The organism is Thalassospira sp. CH_XMU1448-2 (genome assembly GCF_037027285.1).
Classification (GTDB): domain Bacteria; phylum Pseudomonadota; class Alphaproteobacteria; order Rhodospirillales; family Thalassospiraceae; genus Thalassospira; species Thalassospira profundimaris_C.
The window spans coordinates 208,983-227,868 of record NZ_JAYMEA010000006.1; the positions used below are offsets into that span (position 1 = coordinate 208,983).

Annotated in this window: 18 protein-coding genes; 1 reads left to right on the forward strand and 17 read right to left on the reverse strand. The window is 54.6% G+C overall.

Annotated features, from left to right (window positions below):
* Nucleotides 1–2: 2 nt before the first annotated feature.
* Nucleotides 3–1,739, reverse strand: coding sequence for an OFA family MFS transporter (locus tag WA318_RS18945; protein ID WP_114099988.1), 1,737 nt, complete (start codon nt 1,737–1,739; stop codon nt 3–5).
* Nucleotides 1,740–2,259: 520 nt separating this feature from the next.
* On the opposite strand from WA318_RS18945, the gene WA318_RS18950 reads away from it, so the two are divergent.
* The gene (locus WA318_RS18950) at nt 2,260–2,799 is read left to right on the forward strand and encodes a GNAT family N-acetyltransferase (protein WP_336083656.1); all 540 of its coding nucleotides are present in this window, start codon (nt 2,260–2,262) and stop codon (nt 2,797–2,799) included.
* 62 nt (nt 2,800–2,861) lie between these two features.
* Here WA318_RS18950 and WA318_RS18955 read toward each other — a convergent pair whose 3' ends face one another.
* The 16 genes from WA318_RS18955 to WA318_RS19030 all read right to left on the reverse strand — a co-directional run bounded on the left by WA318_RS18955 (nt 2,862) and on the right by WA318_RS19030 (nt 18,880).
* The gene (locus tag WA318_RS18955; RefSeq protein WP_336083658.1) at nt 2,862–4,850 is read right to left on the reverse strand and encodes a sensor histidine kinase; all 1,989 of its coding nucleotides are present in this window, start codon (nt 4,848–4,850) and stop codon (nt 2,862–2,864) included.
* On the reverse strand, nt 4,847–6,280 hold the full coding sequence (locus WA318_RS18960; RefSeq protein WP_114099958.1) for a sigma-54-dependent transcriptional regulator: 1,434 nt from the start codon (nt 6,278–6,280) through the stop codon (nt 4,847–4,849). Before WA318_RS18960 ends, WA318_RS18955 begins: the two co-directional genes overlap by 4 nt.
* Before the next feature lie 182 nt (nt 6,281–6,462).
* Nucleotides 6,463–6,858, reverse strand: a complete 396-nt coding sequence (locus WA318_RS18965) for a RidA family protein (protein WP_114099959.1) — start codon at nt 6,856–6,858, stop codon at nt 6,463–6,465.
* The gene (locus WA318_RS18970) at nt 6,851–7,282 is read right to left on the reverse strand and encodes an acyl-CoA thioesterase (protein WP_336083661.1); all 432 of its coding nucleotides are present in this window, start codon (nt 7,280–7,282) and stop codon (nt 6,851–6,853) included. Before WA318_RS18970 ends, WA318_RS18965 begins: the two co-directional genes overlap by 8 nt.
* A 1-nt stretch (nt 7,283) precedes the next feature.
* On the reverse strand, nt 7,284–7,973 hold the full coding sequence (locus WA318_RS18975; RefSeq protein ID WP_114099961.1) for an ABC transporter ATP-binding protein: 690 nt from the start codon (nt 7,971–7,973) through the stop codon (nt 7,284–7,286).
* A gap of 1 nt (nt 7,974) precedes the next feature.
* A complete protein-coding gene (locus WA318_RS18980) occupies nt 7,975–8,724 on the reverse strand; it encodes an ABC transporter ATP-binding protein (RefSeq protein WP_336083663.1) in 750 nt (249 codons plus the stop codon).
* The gene (locus WA318_RS18985; protein ID WP_114099963.1) at nt 8,717–9,703 is read right to left on the reverse strand and encodes a branched-chain amino acid ABC transporter permease; all 987 of its coding nucleotides are present in this window, start codon (nt 9,701–9,703) and stop codon (nt 8,717–8,719) included. The genes WA318_RS18980 and WA318_RS18985 overlap by 8 nt, the downstream gene beginning before the upstream one ends.
* Before the next feature lies 1 nt (nt 9,704).
* The gene (locus WA318_RS18990; protein ID WP_181850419.1) at nt 9,705–10,622 is read right to left on the reverse strand and encodes a branched-chain amino acid ABC transporter permease; all 918 of its coding nucleotides are present in this window, start codon (nt 10,620–10,622) and stop codon (nt 9,705–9,707) included.
* 80 nt (nt 10,623–10,702) lie between these two features.
* Nucleotides 10,703–11,842 (reverse strand): ABC transporter substrate-binding protein, encoded by a 1,140-nt coding sequence (locus WA318_RS18995; RefSeq protein WP_336083666.1) that lies wholly within the window; start codon nt 11,840–11,842, stop codon nt 10,703–10,705.
* Between the two features lie 137 nt (nt 11,843–11,979).
* The gene (gene kynA / locus WA318_RS19000; protein WP_336083668.1) at nt 11,980–12,825 is read right to left on the reverse strand and encodes a tryptophan 2,3-dioxygenase; all 846 of its coding nucleotides are present in this window, start codon (nt 12,823–12,825) and stop codon (nt 11,980–11,982) included.
* Between the two features lie 2 nt (nt 12,826–12,827).
* Nucleotides 12,828–14,021 (reverse strand): kynureninase, encoded by a 1,194-nt coding sequence (gene kynU, locus WA318_RS19005; protein ID WP_336083670.1) that lies wholly within the window; start codon nt 14,019–14,021, stop codon nt 12,828–12,830.
* Nucleotides 14,018–15,643, reverse strand: a complete 1,626-nt coding sequence (locus WA318_RS19010; protein ID WP_336083672.1) for an AMP-binding protein — start codon at nt 15,641–15,643, stop codon at nt 14,018–14,020. The genes kynU and WA318_RS19010 overlap by 4 nt, the downstream gene beginning before the upstream one ends.
* A 22-nt stretch (nt 15,644–15,665) precedes the next feature.
* Nucleotides 15,666–16,820, reverse strand: a complete 1,155-nt coding sequence (locus tag WA318_RS19015) for an acyl-CoA dehydrogenase family protein (protein WP_114099968.1) — start codon at nt 16,818–16,820, stop codon at nt 15,666–15,668.
* Nucleotides 16,820–17,632, reverse strand: a complete 813-nt coding sequence (locus WA318_RS19020) for an enoyl-CoA hydratase family protein (RefSeq protein ID WP_336083674.1) — start codon at nt 17,630–17,632, stop codon at nt 16,820–16,822. The genes WA318_RS19015 and WA318_RS19020 overlap by 1 nt, the downstream gene beginning before the upstream one ends.
* The gene (locus WA318_RS19025; protein WP_336083677.1) at nt 17,625–18,119 is read right to left on the reverse strand and encodes a MarR family winged helix-turn-helix transcriptional regulator; all 495 of its coding nucleotides are present in this window, start codon (nt 18,117–18,119) and stop codon (nt 17,625–17,627) included. The genes WA318_RS19020 and WA318_RS19025 overlap by 8 nt, the downstream gene beginning before the upstream one ends.
* 2 nt (nt 18,120–18,121) lie before the next feature.
* Nucleotides 18,122–18,880 (reverse strand): SDR family NAD(P)-dependent oxidoreductase, encoded by a 759-nt coding sequence (locus WA318_RS19030; protein WP_336083679.1) that lies wholly within the window; start codon nt 18,878–18,880, stop codon nt 18,122–18,124.
* Between the last annotated feature and the right edge of the window lie 6 nt (nt 18,881–18,886).

An 18,886-nucleotide genomic window follows, 5' to 3' on the forward strand; every position in this document is an offset into this window, starting at 1 on the left:
CCTTACGCTTTGGACGTTGCTTCACGTCCGGTGGCGGTTGCACCACCTTCCTGCGTTTCCATGTAGTGCTTGTCATCAATCGGACGGACCATTTTGTTGGCGACAAGTGCAATCGCCAGCAGGGCCGCCATCGCATACATGGTGGTGTTATACAGGCTTGAGGTCGGATCAACCGTTCCTGCCGGTGCGATTTCCATCAGACGCCCGATGGTCACGGTTTTGGCGGCAACCAGCTGATCAAGCTGTTCAAGGCCTGCACCGAATTTTGCCTGGAAGGCCGCCGGATCAACCTTGGCAGCCAGATCCTTGATCGAATTGGTGACCGAGGTCTGACGCAGCTGGGTGATGGCAAGCGGACCAAGTACACCCGCCGTACTCCACGCCGTCAGAAGACGACCATGAATACCGCCGACATATTTGGTGCCGAAAATATCCGCCAGATAGGCCGGGATGGTTGCAAAACCGCCGCCATACATCGTGAAGATGATCATGGTTGCGGCATAGAACATCACCAGATAGGTGACAGCCGGATTAATACTGACCTGCTGGGCAGCGAACGGGATCGACAGATACAGAGCAATGCCCAGAATAAAGAAACAGTAATAGGTATTCTTGCGGCCGATATAATCCGACATCGACGCCCAGAAGAACCGGCCACACATGTTAAAGACCGAAATCATGAACACATAGGTCGCGGCAAAGGCCGAGTTGACCACCAGCGGCAAGGTCGTGCCGAAGATTTCCGACATCATGGTTTTGGCAACGCCAATCACACCAATACCCGCCGTAACGTTAAAGCACAGCACAATCCACAACAGGTAGAATTGCGGGGTTTTCAGGGCCTGATCGATATGAACGTTCTTGTGCGTGATCATGCGCTTGGACGCTGCATCGGCAGTCGGTGGCGTCCACCCTGCCGGAAGCCAGCCCTCACGCGGGACACGATAGGAAAATGCTGCAATCATCATGACGATGAAATAGGCAACACCAAGGGTGAAGAAGGTCGCCGCAGCACCGGTATTGCCTGTGCCCGCAATATAAACGCCTTCCTGGATCGGAACCGGTGCAGAAGCCACCTGTGCGGCACCTGCCACAACAACCTCGACCATCTGGCCACCGACTTCGGCCATACGCTTGCCACCTTCGGTAACAAGGTTCACCGCGCTTTCCGGGCCAAGATATTCCGGCACCTTGTAAAACACCGAAAGCAGGCTTTCCTTGATCGGGGTTGCGATCATCGCACCACCGCCAAAGCCCATGATCGCCATACCGGTCGCCATGCCGCGACGGTCCGGGAACCAGCGGATCAGCGTTGAAACAGGCGACACATAGCCAAGACCAAGGCCACAGCCACCAATCACCCCATATCCGAGATAGACCAGCCAGAGCTGATGGGTGGCAATACCAAGTCCACCGACGATGAAACCGCCGCCCCAGCAGAAGGCAGCAACAACGCCCACCATACGCGGGCCGACTTCTTCAAGCCATTTGCCGCCAAAGGCAGCCGCAAGGCCAAGAAACACAATGGCGACAGAGAAAATCCAGACGACGGACTGCAGGCCCCAGTCACCCGAGCTAGCAGCGACCACGCCAAATTCCTTGATCAATGGCGGGTTGAAGATGCTCCAAGCGTAGACAGACCCGATGCAAAGATGAATGGCAATGGATGCTGGCGGTACCTTCCAGCGGTTAAAATCGTCACCCGCGACGATGTGCTCTTTCTTTAGGTTATCAAACATGACGTTGTTTCCTCCCGGCATTATGATTTTTCTTGCCTTGCCCACCCCCGGTTGAAGGCATTGTGCAGGGCAACCACGGTTGAACCCGGAATTCTCAACGTCGCAATCAGCGTGCCATCAGCCAGAAATCTTGATATTCTGCCGATCAAAGACAGATAAACGTCATATTGCAGCGCACGCGCATGGACAAAATGTCCAACTCACGATACGCGGAAAAGTAGCAATCAGACAAAATGTCCACTCGCAACTGCAGCAATTTCAATGCAAAGACCCGAGGCGCGTGCTGTAAGCGGACGAAGACCTGACGCCGCTTTCAATGCAGGAAAATCGCGCGATCCAAACGTCTTTATTCACGGCTGAACAGTCGGGAGATCACGACCAGGGAAAGAAATGCCATCAACCGGACAAGATCCTGTGCAATTGAAAAATCGTGCTGCGACAACCCTTGTCATTTCGCATTGCGCGTTATTAAGAAAGGGCCATGAGCCTGTTCCCATCCCCTTGCCCGCGAAGGACACAGATGAGCGAAATCATTACCGACAGACTGATCATCAGACGCTTTGCTGAAACCGATGCAGCAGAACTGTTCGACTACATTTCGAACCCGCGCGTAAACTGCTTTATGGATGACAAAGTCACAACGCTGGAACAGGCAAAGGTCAAGGCCCGGAAACGTGAAGGGGATAAGATGTGTCTTGCTGTATGCCTAAAAGACACAGGAGCCTTAATTGGTGAGCTGTTACTTCATCAAGATGATCCCGACACCTATTCCGTGGCATGGAACTTCAACGAAAAGGTTGAAGGTAAGGGGTATGCCAGTGAAAGCGCACGCGCCTTGTTTGACCATTTGTTTATCCAACTCGACGCAAGGCGGCTCTATGCCTATGTCGAGGACAACAATTTCAAGTCGCAGAAGCTTTGCGAAAAACTTGGTATGCGCAAAGAGGGTTGTTTTGTGGAGTTTATTTCGTTTGTCAACAATCCGGACGGCACGCCCAGATACGAGAATACTTTCCAGTATGCCATCCTGAAGAAGGAATGGCTGCACAAAGACACCTGAAAAAACCAAGCAAATTAATGGATCCTGCCGCAAAAGCCTTTTCGGGTTAGGTTACTGCGGCTCTAGTCTGCCTCCGGCAACCAGATGGTAAATATCGTACCCTTGCCCGGTTCGCTTTCGACAGCAAGAGTACCGCCTTGCCGGTCAATCAGGGTCTTGGTGATCGACAATCCCAGCCCGGTGCCTTCGCGGCGTTTGGTCGTATAGAACGGATCAAAGATGCGATTGAGAATGTCGGGCTCCATGCCGATACCGGTATCGCGCACCGTCATCAGGATACCGGGCCGACCATTCCGGTCTGCATCCTCGTCAATCAGGGTCAAAGTGCCGCGATCTGGCATCGCATGCAGGGCATTGACCATCAGGTTTACCAGTACCTGTTGCAGTTCCGTGCGGTTCATCAAGACCAGCCGGTTTGATTTATGTTCACGGATAACATCAATCTCGGCCCGGCTCAGCAGATGGGCGACAAGCGGCATACAATCCTCGATCACCTCGCCGACACTATGGCGTTCGACGTAACCTGCATATTCTTCGGGTTTGGCGAATTGCAAAAGCTTGGTGACAATCAAATTGATGCGATTGACCTGTTCATCAATCAGGCGGAATTCGGTATCGGCCAGACGGGTGTGATCGCCCAGAAGATCGCGCAACACATCAAGATTGCCCTGAAGAACCGCCACCGGATTGTTGATTTCATGCGCGACACCGGCGGTAATTTCGCCAATGGCCGCCAGCTTTTCGGACATGATCAGCTGTTTGGTGGTTTCTTCGAGTGCGCGGTTTGCTTCGCGCAGTTCACTGGTGCGTTCATCAACGCGCGCATTCAGTTCGTCATTCCAGGCGCGCAGGCGCTTGTCCCTTTCCTGCACCTGATCAAGCAGATCATCAAGATGATCAGCCACCAGCGAAATTTCATCCTGTATCTGTGTCAGATTGGTTCGCGCGGAAAGATCACCGCTTTCGACCTGTCCGATGGTGTTGGCCATGCGTTCAAGCGGTTTGAAAATACCCCGCGCCCAGCGCAGGAAAATTGGAACAGAAAGGGCGGCAACAAACAGAAACGCCCCGATCAGGATCAAAAGGCTTTCATATTTTGTCCGGGCGAAGGGGGTTTCAAGGAAGCCGACATAAAGCATCCCTACCCGTTTGCCATAGCTGTCCTTGATCGGCTCATAAGCCGAAATGTACCAGTCATTGACCACAAAGGCCCGATCCAGCCAGACCTTTCCGTCTTCAAGAACGGTCTTGCGCACAATGCCTGAAACACGCGTCCCCAAAGCGCGACGATCGGCAAACAGACGAACATTGGTACTGACCCGCACATCATCAAGAAACAGGGTTGCCGTGCCCTGACTGCCTTCGGGAAGGCTGCTTTGGCGATAGACAAGATCGTTGATCGTATCAATAAAGCCCAAATTCTGGTTGAGCAAAATACCGCCAACAAGGGCGGCCGTTCTTCCCGATGGCAATTCCACCGGACTTGCCGAATGCACGACCATACCACGCGTTTCCGCATCACGTGCCGTTGGTACCGCATTGGGCGTTTCAATCAGGTCAAGTCGGGCCCGTGCCGCAAGATCGGGCGAGATTGCCGCAAGGTCGGTATTGCTGAAGATATCCACGCTGGTTGAAGAGTTCCCGGCAAACGCACTGGCAATCACCGGCCAGTCACCAGCCTTGTCACGACCTTCGACCAGATACAGAAAATCAAGCCCCATGGCCAGCTGACGCTTGGCGAGCAATGCACCCACAGTGCCGGGATCACCGTCATTCAGGACATTGCGAAACGCCACCGATTGACCAAGAGCTGCGATCTGTTCGCCGGTATTTTCAAGAATATGGGCAAAATATTGATGGGCAATTGTCAGATCACCACTGACCTTTGACGTCAGCAGCGCATCAAACTTGGAATTCCAGCGCACCATCATCACGCCCAGCAACAGGGGCAGGATCACAAGTGTTGGCAAAAGTGCAATTGCCAACAACTTGAACCGGACAGATCGTGTGCGTTTGGGCCGTTCGGCGCGAATGCGCGAAAACAGCTTCATTCCTGTTCCCAGCTTGCGCATTTGCGATCAATGGTTTTACGCGATACCCCCAGACGACGGGCAGCTTCGTTACGATTGCCACCGGTTTTATGAAGCATCGCCAGAATGTGACGACGTTCCATTTCATCAAGCGTTTCATCGCCTTCGATCTGTGCGCCGTGATCGGCCTTTTCATCACGGAATTCATCGGGGAAACGTCCAAGGATCAATGTGCGTTCTATCAGGTTGCGCAATTCACGGACATTGCCCGGCCAGTCATACCGCGTCAGTCCGGCGCGCACGGCCCCGTCAATCGGGACCTGACGGACGCCAAGCTGTTTGGACAGCTTGGTCATGAAAAGTTCTGCGAGTTCGAGCACATCATCGCCGCGCGCATGCAAGGGCGGCATTTCAATATGCATGACATTGATGCGGTAAAACAGATCAGCCCGGAACCGTCCGGCTTCGACTTCGGCTTCAAGATCGGCGTTGGTGGCAAAGATAAAGCGCAGATCGACAGGCGCTTCGCGCTCTGATCCGACAGGGCGGATACGGCGGCTTTCGATGGCACGCAGAAGCTTGCTTTGGGTCGCGAGCGACAATTCACCGACTTCATCAAGGAACAATGTTCCGCCCTGTGCATGCATGAAAAGCCCATCACGTGCAGCCTGCGCGCCGGTAAAGGCCCCTTTGACATGCCCAAACAGCTCCGCTTCGATCATCTCGGATGGAATGGCGGCACAATTAATCGGAACGAACGGCTTTTGCGAGCGGTCAGACAGGGAATGCAGCGAACGGGCGGTGACTTCCTTGCCCGTCCCGCTTTGCCCGGAAATCAGGATCGAGGTCGGCAGGGGGGCCACCCGCGCAATGGTTTCACGGATTTCCTGAATTTGCGGGGAATAGCCGATCAGCTTGTCACGCAGCAATACATGGTCGGAGGTCGCGCGCAATTCATGGCGCAAGACATGGTTTTCACGCCGCAAGCGCATCCGGTCCAGACAGCGCGCCACCGCGTTCAAAATCTGGTTTGAGCGGAATGGTTTAAGGACAAAATCCACTGCCCCGGCCCGAAGCGCCTTGATCGCGGTATCAAGATCGGCATAGGCCGTCATCAGGATGGCATCGGAAAAAAAGCCGATCTCGCGCTGTTCGGTCAGCCATTCGACCCCGCTTTTGCCCGGCATGATGTTATCAAGGATCACCACATCAAAATGGTGTTGATCCAGAAGTGCTGTGGCTTCTTCACAATCGGCGGCCTCTTCGACCCGCTTGGCGCGCGGGCCAAGGGTACGGACCAGAAAGTTGCGCATGCCCGGTTCGTCATCGACGATCAGGATCGATGCCTTTTCAAGCCAGGGACCGAATTCCGGCCCCGGCCCGCTAAATGCCGTGTCATTGCCAACTGTGGGCGCTGCCCCATCGGACGCACCCAAAACGGTCGATCTCATGATGTTCCTCCGGAGAAGCTTATTTATTATTTTTTAAAAGCTTAGATCAGCGGAGGGAGAAAAGCAAAACCGTTGGTCATATAAACGCAGATCATTGCCGATCACTCTATGCAAAGATCGCTGCAAACAGCAAAGGACAGCTTGATGCTGCCCTTTGTGAAAATGGTATCCTAAATGACCGGTCAGTTCGGGATAACCGCCGTACCTTCAATCTCGAGCAATGCTTCGTCTTCGACAAGGGCGCTGACAACGACCATGGTCATTGCCGGGAAGTTCTTGCCCAAAACTTCGCGGTAAGCCCGGCCGACTTCGCGCTGTTTGGCGAGATATTCCTGTTTGTCGGTGACATACCAGGTCAGGCGCGTCAGATGTTCGGGCTTGCCGCCAGCAGCTTCGAGAACGGCGGCGATGTTCTTAAGCGCCTGTTCCATCTGTCCGACGAAATCCTTGGCAACGAAGACCTGATCTTCGTTCCAGCCAATTTGTCCGCCGATATACAAAGTCGCACCTTGTGCAAGGACGCCGTTTGCATATCCCTTGGGCTCTTTCCATCCGTCTGGCTGAACGATTTTATGCATTGTTTTCTACCACTTGATTGATTTCTTTTTCGATTTTGGCACGCAAATCATCTGGCCATGCCACTGACTTTCCGGCCCCTTTTTTCGTAAAGACCAGTGTTACCGTTGTTTTCAGGCGTTGCTCGTCACCCGCGAAAGCTGCGATTTCCAGCTCAAGGCTTGATCGTCCGATCCGCATCGGTTCCAGACGAAATTCCAGTTGATCACCCAGCATGCTTGGCGCCGTAAAAGCGATGGTAAGCCCCGCTGTCGGAACGGCCACCTGCATCGGGCCATGCATGGTTGGAAAGCCGCATCCGATAACGGCGTCAAACCATTCCTCGACCGTCGCATTCACCATTTCGAAATAGCGCGGATAAAAGACAATCCCCGCCGGATCGCAATGTTGAAACAGGACTTTCTGCTGATAGGTGAAAACAGCCATATCAGACCCCCAGATACCGGTCGGCGAGCTCGTCGGTCAGTTCGTTCACTGCACCAGTCCATGCCGTAACGCCCTTTTCCACGACGACATAGCGATCCGCGACACCAGAAAGTTCCTTAAGCGATTTATCAACAACAAGGATGGTGAGACCGGATTGTTTAAGCTGATTGATCGCAGCCCAGATTTCCTGACGAACGACGGGTGCCAATCCTTCGGTTGCTTCATCAAGGATCAGCAAACGCGGATTGGTCATAAGCGCGCGCCCGATGGCAAGCATCTGCTGTTCACCGCCCGAAAGGGTCATGGCCTTTTGATCGCGGCGTTCGGCAAGACGCGGGAAAAGTCCGGCAACCCGGTCAAAATCCCATTCACCCGGACGAGCCGCAGCAATCAGGTTTTCCATAACGCTCAGACGCGCAAAACACCGGCGCCCTTCAGGCACCAGCCCAAGACCAAGACGGGCTGCCTTGTGCGATGGCATCCTTGCCAGATCCTGACCGGCAAAGCGGATCAAACCATCACGATGTTCCATCATGCGACAGATGGTCTTGATCGTGGTGGTTTTTCCCATGCCGTTGCGGCCCATCAGTGCCACGGCCTCGCCCTCATTCAGCGACAGATCGATGCCAAACAAGGCCTGCGATGCGCCGTAAAAAGCAGTCACGCCACTAAGTTCGAGAAGTGCGGTCATATCAGGCTTCCTCCCCGAGATAGGCACGTTTGACGTCTTCGTTGCCCCGGATTTCGTCGACTGTGCCAGTCGCGATGATTCGGCCATAAACCAGAACCGAAATCCGGTCAGCGAGTGCGAAGACCGCATCCATGTCATGTTCGACCAGAAGGATCGGGGCCTGCGTGCGCAGACTGTCAAGGAAACCGGTCAGACGTTTGGAGCCCTCTGGCCCCATGCCTGCCATCGGCTCATCCAGAAGGAACGCCTTGGGTTCAAGGGCAAGGGCAACCGCCATTTCAAGCTGGCGACGTTCGCCATGCGAAATATCAGCCGCACGCATCTGTGCACGGTTGGCAAGACCAACACGTTCAAGCTGTGCCATGGCCGGTTCGACCAGCGACTTGTCACCGAGAACCGGACGGAAAAAGCGAAATACCTTTCCACTGACCGACTGGCGCGCCAGCATCACATTTTGCAGCACCGAGAATTCCGGCATCAGTGATGATACCTGAAACGTTCTGGCCAGTCCCATGCGCGACCGTGCAACCGCATCAAGTTCATTGATCTGCTGACCATTGAAATGAATATCGCCACTATCGGATTTGATCTCGCCTGCGATCTGTTTGATCAGGGTCGATTTCCCCGCCCCGTTCGGGCCGATCAGGGCATGGATTTCACCTGGGCGCAGATCAAGGGTCACGTCGTCACTGGCAAGCAGCGATCCGAATTGCTTGGTGATATGTGAAAGCGACAGAATGGCATCAGGCATGTTTACGCTCCCCGGCCAGAACACCGACCAAACCGCCGCGGGCAAACAGCACCACGATCAGCAACAACACACCAAGCGGCAGCTGCCAGAATTCCCAGACACTGCCAAGAAGATGTTCAAGGATGATATAAAGTGCCGCACCGGCCAGCGGACCGAACAACCGTCCGACCCCGCCCAGAATGACAAAGATCATGATCTCGCCAGACATATGCCAGGACAGCATGGTCGGGCTGACAAAGCGGTTGAGATCCGCATAAAGCGCCCCGGCAAGGGCGGTGATCATCGCCGAAATCACAAAGGCAACCAGACGAATGCGGAACGGTGCGATCCCGACGGCAGTCATGCGTTGCGGGTTCTGACGCGCGCCCTGAAGGGCAAGACCAAAGCGTGAGCGGATCAGTATGGCCGAGAACAGCATCACAATGCCAAGCATCACCGCACAAAGCGCAAAGAAACTGATCGGATCAAGGGTATTGAGCCCCGGGAAGCCATTGCGGACATAGATCGACAATCCGTCTTCCCCGCCATAAGCCGGCCAGGAAATGGCGAAGTAATAGATCATCTGTGCAAAGGCCAGCGTGATCATAATGAAATAGACACCACTGGTCCGAAGCGTAATCGCCCCGATGGCCAGCGCGACAAGTGCCGAAACGATCAGTGCCACAATCCAGATGACAATCATCTGGGTGGTGCCTTCGATCAGGAACGGGCTTTCCATGATCGGTTCATAGTTCAGCGCATGGCTGGCAAGAATGCCGGCAGCATAACCACCAATGCCGAAGAATGCGGCATGACCAAAGGACACAAGTCCGCCAAAACCAAGAACAAGGTTAAGGCCGACACCGGCCATTGCGAAAATCGCAACCTTGGTCGCAAGGGTAATGATGAAAGGTTCATTCATCCCCATCGCAATGACCGGCACGGCCACAAAGGCGACGGCAAGAATAGTGTTAATAAGAGTTTCGCGGTTCATGGTCATATCAGGCTTCCGTCCCGAACAAACCGCTTGGACGCAGGAACAGAACCAGCGCCATCACGATATAAATCAACATGGATGCAAGTGCCGACCCGATGGCGGTCGCACTGGACGGATCAAGGAAGGTCGCAAAGGCGTGCGGCAGAAGGAAACGTCCCATCGTGTCGGTAAACCCGACCAGAAGCGATCCGATAAGCGCACCCTTGATCGAGCCGATCCCGCCAATCACGATGACAACGAAGGCCAGAATAAGAACCGGCTCGCCCATGCCAACCTGAACAGACTGGGTGGTGCCGACAAAGGCACCGGCAAGCCCGGCAAGGGCAGCGCCAAGAGCAAACACCACCGTATAAAGCCGGTCGATATTCACACCAAGGGCCGCGATCATGCCACGGTCGGCTTCACCCGCGCGAATGCGCACGCCAAGGCGGGTCTTGCCAATCAAAAGGAACAGACCCACCGCAACCAGAAGCCCGGCAATAATGATCGCCAACCGGAAAATCGGATATTCAAGCGCGCCGGGCAGAATGACCGTTCCCGTCAAAATATCGGGAACGCTCAGGAAAAGCGGGAAGGAACCGAAAATCCAGCGGGTGCCTTCTGAAAAAACCAAAATAAGGGCAAAAGTCGCCAGAACCTGATCAAGGTGATCACGGTTATACAAGCGGCGAATAATAAACATCTCGACCAGCACACCGGCAAGGGCAGCAGCCATCAGGCTGGCAACAAGACCAAGCCAGAATGAACCGGTCCAGGCCGCAACAGCAGCACAGGCAAATGCACCGACCATATAGAGCGAGCCGTGGGCAAGGTTAATAAGACCCATCACACCGAAAACAAGCGTCAGTCCGGATGCCATCAGAAACAACATCAATCCCGACTGAAGGCTGTTTAACAGCTGCTCCAGGAAAAGAGAGAACATTATTGGAAACTCCGTCACAAGGTGGTCGGGGGCCGATCTCATTGACCGGAACCGGCCCCCACCGTCTTGTCAGCGCGTGATTACATCGAGCATTCCGATGCATAGGCATCGGCATGGTCAGAAAGCGCAATACCAACGATCTTGTTGGTCAGAACGTCGCCTTCTTTAACGACTTCACGAACATAGATGTCCTGAATCGGGTGCTGGTTCGGACCAAAGACGAACTTGCCACGAACCGAGTTGAAGTCAGCAGCACGCAGCGCGTCACGGAACGCTTCCTTGTCGGAAATGCTTGCCTTGCCCATTGCCGACAGCAAAAGGTTGGCAGTGTCAAAGCCATAGGACGCATAAAGCGACGGCAGACGACCATATTCAGCCTGGAAGGTTTCAACGAATGCCTTGTTGGTGGGATTGTCGATGTCTTTCGACCAGTTCGAGGTGTTCTTGAAACCGATTGCTTCGTCGCCAACCGCACCAAGGATGCCTTGATCCATCGAGAATGCCGGGCCGATCAGCGGAATATCAACACCGGACTGTGCATACTGTTTCATGAACGCGATGCCCATGCCGCCCGGCAGGAAGAAGAAGACGCTGTCTGCACCCGATGCGCGGATCTGTGCGATTTCAGCAGCATAGTCGGTCTGGCCAAGCTTGGTATAAACTTCTTCGGCGATGTCACCCATGAAGAAACGTTTGAAACCGGCAAGGGAATCTTTGCCCGCCGGATAGTTCGGCGCAAGAATGAAGGCCTTTTCATAACCGGCACTCGACGCATAACCGCCGGCTGCTTCATGCAGGTTATCGTTCTGATAGGAAACGCTGAAATAGTTTGCGTTGCAGCCCTTGCCCGCCAGCTGCGACGGTGCGGCGTTAACCGACAGATACAGCTTTTCCTGTGCAACAGCGGACGGAACAACCGCCATCGCAAGGTTCGACCAGATAATACCGGTCAGGACATCAACCTTTTCCTGCTGGATCATTTTATCGGCCAGCTGAACAGCAACGTCCGGCTTGCGCTGATCATCTTCGATCACGACCGTGAGTTCCGGATTGTTGGCCTGTTTGACAGCCAGCATGAAGCCGTCACGCGCATCAATACCAAGACCGGCACCACCGCCCGAAAGCGTGGTGATCATACCGACCTTTACCGGATCAGCCTGCGCTGCACCGGCCACAAGCAAAGCAGCAACAGCTGCAATGGTTGTCTTCATACCCTTCATTTAAGCCTCCGTGTTAATACATTCAGTTTTTTAGCAACACGTTGATCCCACGACATTTATGTCTTTTTGCGTCGTGGTTCTTGTGAACCTGATGCCTGCCCCTGATTTTGCAGTATTTGCATCGGGTCCGTCCATCCTCAAAGCGTGGTTCTTACTCGCCAGAGTTCCGGAAACAGTTCTACTTCCAGCATTTTCTTGAGGTAACTAACCCCACCCGTTCCACCGGTCCCGCGTTTAAAGCCAATCACGCGTTCGACCGTGGTCACGTGGTTAAAGCGCCACCGCCGGAAGTAATCTTCGAAATCGACCAGCTTTTCAGCCAGCTCATAAAGCGACCAGTGTTTCGCCGGGTCGCTGTAAACCTTGTGCCAGGCAGCAATCACTGCATCGTCCGGGGTATAGGGTGCCGATACATCGCGGTTCAGGATGTGATCGGGAAGCTCAATTCCCTCGGCCGCGACAAGGTTGAGGGCCTCGTCATACAGGCTGGGTGTTGCCAGTTCGGTCTTGAGCATTTCCAGAATGTCTTCACGATGCGCATGTGGACGCAACATGGCGTGATTGCGATTGCCCAGCATGAATTCGATCTGGCGATACTGATAGGACTGGAACCCGGATGACGGGCCAAGCGCATCACGAAATGTCGTGTAATCGCTTGGCGTCATCGTGCGCAAAACATCCCATGCATTATTGAGCTGTTCGAAAATACGTGAAACACGCGCAAGCATCTTGAAGGCCGGGCGCAGATCGCCACCCCGGATGGCGTTGCGGGCCGCACCGATTTCGCGGATCGCAAGCTTCATCCACAATTCGGACGTCTGATGCTGAATGATGAACAGCAATTCATCATGGGCATCAGAGTGCGGATGCTGGGCCGTCAGGATCGCATCAAGTGACAGATAATCGCCATAAGACATCTGATCGGAAAAATCCGTCCGGGCACCTTCGGTACTGGGATCATAAGGTTTGGTTGGCTTTACCATGATCAGGTCACCGCATTGCGTTTATGAAACTCCGGCTTGTCCCAAGCCTTTGTTTCCATGATCTCAGCAAGGATTTTGACCGCACCATCGACATCTGCATTGTCGATATAAAGCGGGGTAAAGCCAAAACGGATGACGTCAGGTGCTCGGAAATCACCAATCACACCGCGCGCAATCAGGGCCTGCATCACTGCATAACCCTGATCGAACTTGAACGACACCTGTGATCCACGGCGTTCCGCATCACGCGGGCTTGCCAGTTCAAGCATCGGACAGGATGCCTCGACACCTGCGATGAACTGTTCGCAAAGCTCGATGCTGCGCGCACGGATATCGGACATTTCAATACCGTCCCACGCCTTCATTGCTTCTTCGAGAACGGTCATCTGGATCACGGGCGGTGTACCAACACGCATGCGCGAGATATCCGGTGCCGGGGTGTAGTCCGGATCAAAGGCAAAGGGTGCGGCATGGCCAAGCCAGCCTGAAAGTGCCGGGCGCGCAACCTTGGCATGATCCGGGCGGACATAGATAAAGGCCGGTGCGCCGGGGCCACCATTCAGATATTTGTAAGTGCAACCCACCGCGAAATCTGCATTGCAACCGGCCAGATCAACCGGAACCGCACCCGCCGAATGGGCCAGATCCCAGATCACCAATGCACCAGCCGCATGCGCCAGTTCAGTGATGCGTTTCATGTCATGCATGCGGCCCGTGCGGTAATCCACCTGGGTCAACATCAACACTGCCAGATCTTCATTGATCAGGCTTTCGACATCTTCGGGATTTGGCGTTTTAAGGACATGGCCCTTATCAAGACTTTTGATCAGGCCATCCGCCATATAAAGATCGGTCGGGAAATTGCCGTTGTCCGAGACAACAACCTTGCGATCCGGGCGCATTTCAAGCGCACTTGCCAGCGCCTGATAAACCTTGATCGACAGGGTGTCGCCCATCACCACCGTACCGGGTGCCGCCCCGATCAAACGGGCGACAAGATTGCCGACACGTTCGGGTTGCTCCATCCATTTGGCTTCGTTCCAGCCCCGGATAAGCATTTCCCCCCATTCCTTTTCAATCATCTCCTTGGCACGGTTAGCCGCCGTTTTCGGCAGCATGCCAAGCGAGTTCCCGTCAAGGTAAATGATACCTTCGGGAATATGGAACAGGGATTTGGTGGCGGCAAAGTCGGTCATGCAGACATTTCCTGTTTAAGTCTGAAGCGCTGGATTTTTCCAGTCGCGGTTTTGGGCAATGTCTCGATAAAGACAACGGAGCGCGGATATTTGAACGGCGCGATCGTCGCTTTTACATGATCCTGAAGCTGTTTGGCCATCTCGGGTGTCGGGTGGAAACCATCCGCCAACACGATATGGGCCTGAACGATGGTGCCACGATCTTCGTCAGGGGCACCGATCACCGCGCATTCGGCCACCGCTTCATGGGATAGCAAGGCAGCTTCGACCTCTGGTCCGGCAATGTTATAGCCCGACGAGACAATCATATCGTCATTGCGCGCGGCAAAATGGTAGTAGCCATTTTCATCAACAAAGAACGCATCCCCGGTCAGGTTCCAGCCATCGCGCACATAGACCGCCTGACGAACATCATCAAGGTAACGACAGCCCGTCGGGCCCCGCACCGCAAGACGGCCAACCGTGCCTACCGGTACTTCGTTCATGTCATGATCAACGATCTTGGCTTCGTACCCGTGCACCGGACGGCCGGTACAGGCCGGGTGGCTGTCTCCAAAACGGTTGGAAATAAAGATATGGAGCATCTCGGTCGCGCCAATGCCATCAAGCATCGGTTTGCCGGTTTTGGCCATCCATGCCTCATACACCGGGGCTGGAAGGGTTTCACCGGCAGAAACAGCCGCGCGCAGCGATGACAGATCAGCACCGTCTTCCATGGCCGAAAGCATCACTCGATAAGCCGTCGGCGCGGTAAAACAGACCGTTGCCTTATAGGTTTCAATGATTTCGATCATGTTGGGCGGGGATGCTTTTTCAAGCAGCGTCGCTGTTGCCCCGAAACGCAGCGGGAAGATCGCAAGACCACCAAGCCCGAAGGTAAAGGCAAGCGGCGGGGAGCCGACAAATACGTCGTCTGGTGTAACGTTCAGGACTTCCTTGGCATAACCATCGGCAATGATCAGAAGATCACGGTGAAAATGCATGGTGGCCTTGGGGCTCCCGGTAGTGCCCGATGTAAAGCCAAGCAGTGCAACATCATCACGCCCGGTTTTGACCGCCTCGAATTTGACCGATTTGGTCAGGGCAATGCGATCAAGTTCGGCGTCGTGATTGGCGGTCCCATCAAAGCCGATGACCTTTTTCAAGAACTTGCTGTCCTTCGCACAGGCAACCAGTTCATCCATCAGACGGGTATCGCAAAGCGCAAATTCGATTTCGGCCTTGTCAACGATCTGGCCCAGTTCACCCGCACGCAGCATCGGCATGGTATTGACCACAACCGCACCGGCCTTGGTCGCGGCCAACCAGCAGGCCACCATTGCCGGATTATTGGCCGAACGGATCAGAACGCGATTACCCGGCTTGATGCCATAATCTTCGACCAGCGCATGGGCAATACGGTTGGTCCAGTCAGCCAGTTCCTTGTAGGTTCGCTGGCGACCATTTCCGATCAGGGCGGTATTATCCCCGAAACCCTGTTCGACCATTTTGTCGGTCAGCTCGACACCGGCATTCAGATATTCAGGATAGTCGAACCCATCCAGATTGATTTCCGGCCATTCATTGAGCGGCGGGAGCTTGTCCCGTGTGAAGCTATCGGTATGTGCGGTTGGTCCGAGCATTGTGAAGTCCCTGATACAGCCATTATTGCGCCAGCGTTTGCCGTGCGATGATTATTTTCTGGACGTCAGACGCGCCTTCATAAATGCGAAGGGCGCGAATTTCCCGGTATAGCGATTCAACGATGTGGCCGCTGCGCACACCATCGCCGCCATGAATTTGCACCGCCTTATCAATGACGGTTTGTGCATGATCGGTTGAATAAAGTTTTGCCATCGCGGCTTCGCGACTGACGCGCGCAGCCCCGCTGTCTTTGAGCCATGCGGCGCGATAGACCAGAAGTGCGCTGGCATCTATATCAAGTGCCATATCCGCCACATGCCCTTGCACCATCTGAAGATCAAATAACGGTGCACCAAACAGTTCGCGTTCCTGAACACGCTTGATGGTTTCATCAAGGGCACGACGGGCAAAGCCAAGGGCAGCTGCCGCCACGGTCGAACGGAAGACATCAAGAACCGACATGGCAATCTTGAAACCGTCCCCACCCTTGCCAATCAGGCTTGAAGCCGGAATACGGCAATCAGTGAATTTCAACCGAGCAAGCGGGTGCGGGGCAATGGTGTGCAGACGTTCGGCAATCTCGAACCCCGGAATATTGGCCGGGATTACAAATGCCGAAAGCCCCTTTGCGCCCGGAGCTTCGCCGGTCCGCGCAAACACGCAATAGAAATCGGCTATGCCGCCATTGGAGATCCAGGTTTTCTCACCATTCAGGACAAACGCGTCGCCATCGCGCTTTGCATCAAGCGCGATATTGGCAACATCCGATCCTGATTGCGGTTCGGTCAGGGCGAAGGCAGCGATCCCTTTGCCGGTACGTACTTTTGGAAGCCACTCCCCCCGGGTGGCATCAGAACCGAACAAAGAGATCGCGCCACTCCCCAGCCCCTGCATTGCAAATGCAAAGTCGGCCAGCCCGTCATAGCGCGCAAGTGTCTCGCGGATCAGGCAAAGTGATCTGACATCCAATTTTGAATTCGGATCGGTATGATCAATCGCGGCATGGCGAAGCCACGCACCGTCGGCCAGACGCGCGACGAGATCGCGGCATGCTGCATCGACGTCACTGTGATCAATATTGTTCAGAGTGGCGCTTGCCCATGCATCAAGACGGGTCGCCAGTTCACGGTGACGATCTTCGAAAAACGGCCAGTCAAGGTAGGATGTATCCGCCATCAGTTACCCTCAAACACCGGTTTTTCCTTGGCGACAAAGGCCTTGTAGGCACGATTGAAGTCCTCGGTCTGCATGCAGATGGCCTGCGCCTGAGCTTCGGCCTCGATGGCCTGTTCAATCGACATGTTCCATTCCTGGGCCAGCATGGTTTTGGTCATCATGTGACCGAAATTCGGGCCTTGGGAAATGCGGGTTGCAAGCGCAATTGCTTCGGCCTCAAGAATATCAGCCTCGACCAGACGGTTATAGAAGCCCCAGCGTTCACCTTCCTCGGCTGACATCGAACGTCCGGTATAAAGAAGTTCGGCCGCCCGGCCCTGACCGATGATACGTGGCAGGATTGCACATGCGCCCATGTCACAACCGGCAAGACCAACACGGGTAAACAGGAACGCGGTTTTGGAAGCAGACGTTGCCAGACGAAGGTCGGATGCCATGGCAATGATTGCCCCCGCACCCACACAAACGCCATCCACCGCCGCAATCACCGGCTTGCCACAGGCGATGATCGCCTTGACCAGATCACCGGTCATGCGGGTGAATTCCAGAAGTCCCTTCATGTCCTTGTCGATCAGCGGACCGATAATGTCATGCACATCCCCGCCAGAGCAGAAATTGCCACCGTTCGATCCGAACACCACGGCCTTGATATCATCGGCATAAACCAGATCGCGGAAGGTATCGCGAAGCTCGGCATAGCTTTCAAAGGTCAGCGGATTTTTACGATCCGGACGATCCAGTGAAATGACCGCAACGCCCCCCTCCATCCGCCAATTGAAATGGGTCGGCTTGATGTTGGCCATCTTAGTCATGGTGGGGCGCCTCGTTATGGTGGGAGATGGTGCGAAGAATTCGAATAAGGGCATCGGCATCCGATGACGAAAGATCGGAAAACAGATCAGATACCCAGCTTTCATGAACCAGTGCGCGCTCGGCGAAATCCTTTTCGCCCGCTTCGGTCAGGCGCACGATGGATGCGCGTCGATCATTTTCAACCGGCAAACGGACAACCAGTCCTTCGGAGACCAGTCGATCAACGATGCCCGTGACATTGCCGTTTGACACCATCAGCGATTTGGAAAGTTCGCTCATGCGCATGCCGTCGCGTTCGCGATAAAGGGCCGCAAGAACGTCGAAACGCGGCAGGGTCGATCCGAACTCGACGCGCATTTTTTCGCGAAGTTCGCCTTCGATCTTGCGCGATACTTTCAGGATCTGAAGCCATGCCCGCAGGCGTGCCTTGGAAAGATCGGACGTTTCATTTCCGCCCTGTCCGGCAAGGCCCTGGGAATTATCCATGTTCATGCTTCTCCTCCCGACACGGAAATTGTCTGGCCGGTGATTGATCGCGCATTGGCACTGCACAGCCACATGACGGTATTTGCGACTTCGTCTGGCTGGATAAAGCGGTTCTGCGGATTGATTTTTGCAAGACTTGCGCGTGCCTGATCATGGCTCATGCCGGTTTTTGCAACGATATTTTCCACCGACTTTTCAAGCATCGGTGTTTCCATAAAGCCTGGGCAAACCGCATTGACTGTGATCGGACTGTTGGCGAGTTCAACCGCCATGCCCTTGATCAGCCCGACAACGCCGTGTTTCGCCGCGCAGTAAGCGGTGACATAGGCATACCCCTTAAGACCGGCTGTGGACGCAATCGAAATCAAGCGGCCCGGCTTGGTCTTGTCCATTACAGCCAGTCCTTCGCGGAAGGTCAGGAAAGTACCGGTCAGATTGACATCAATTGTCCGTCGCCACAGATCGACGGACGTTTTACCAATCGGTGCGCTTTCGGCCATACCGGCATTGGCAATCACCAGATCAGGTGCGCCGATGGTATCGACCATGGTGGCAAACATGTTGCGCACCGATGCTTCATCGGTCACATCGGCGGCAATTGCCGTGATATTTTCATGATGGGCGACCGCGTCAAGTACATCGACCCGACGGCCAGAGACAGCAACCTTGACCCCGGCATCGGCCAGCATTCGGGCCATGACGGCCCCGACACCCGACCCGCCGCCGGTAATCAATGCACGCTGAATGGCAAGATCACCCATCACGAC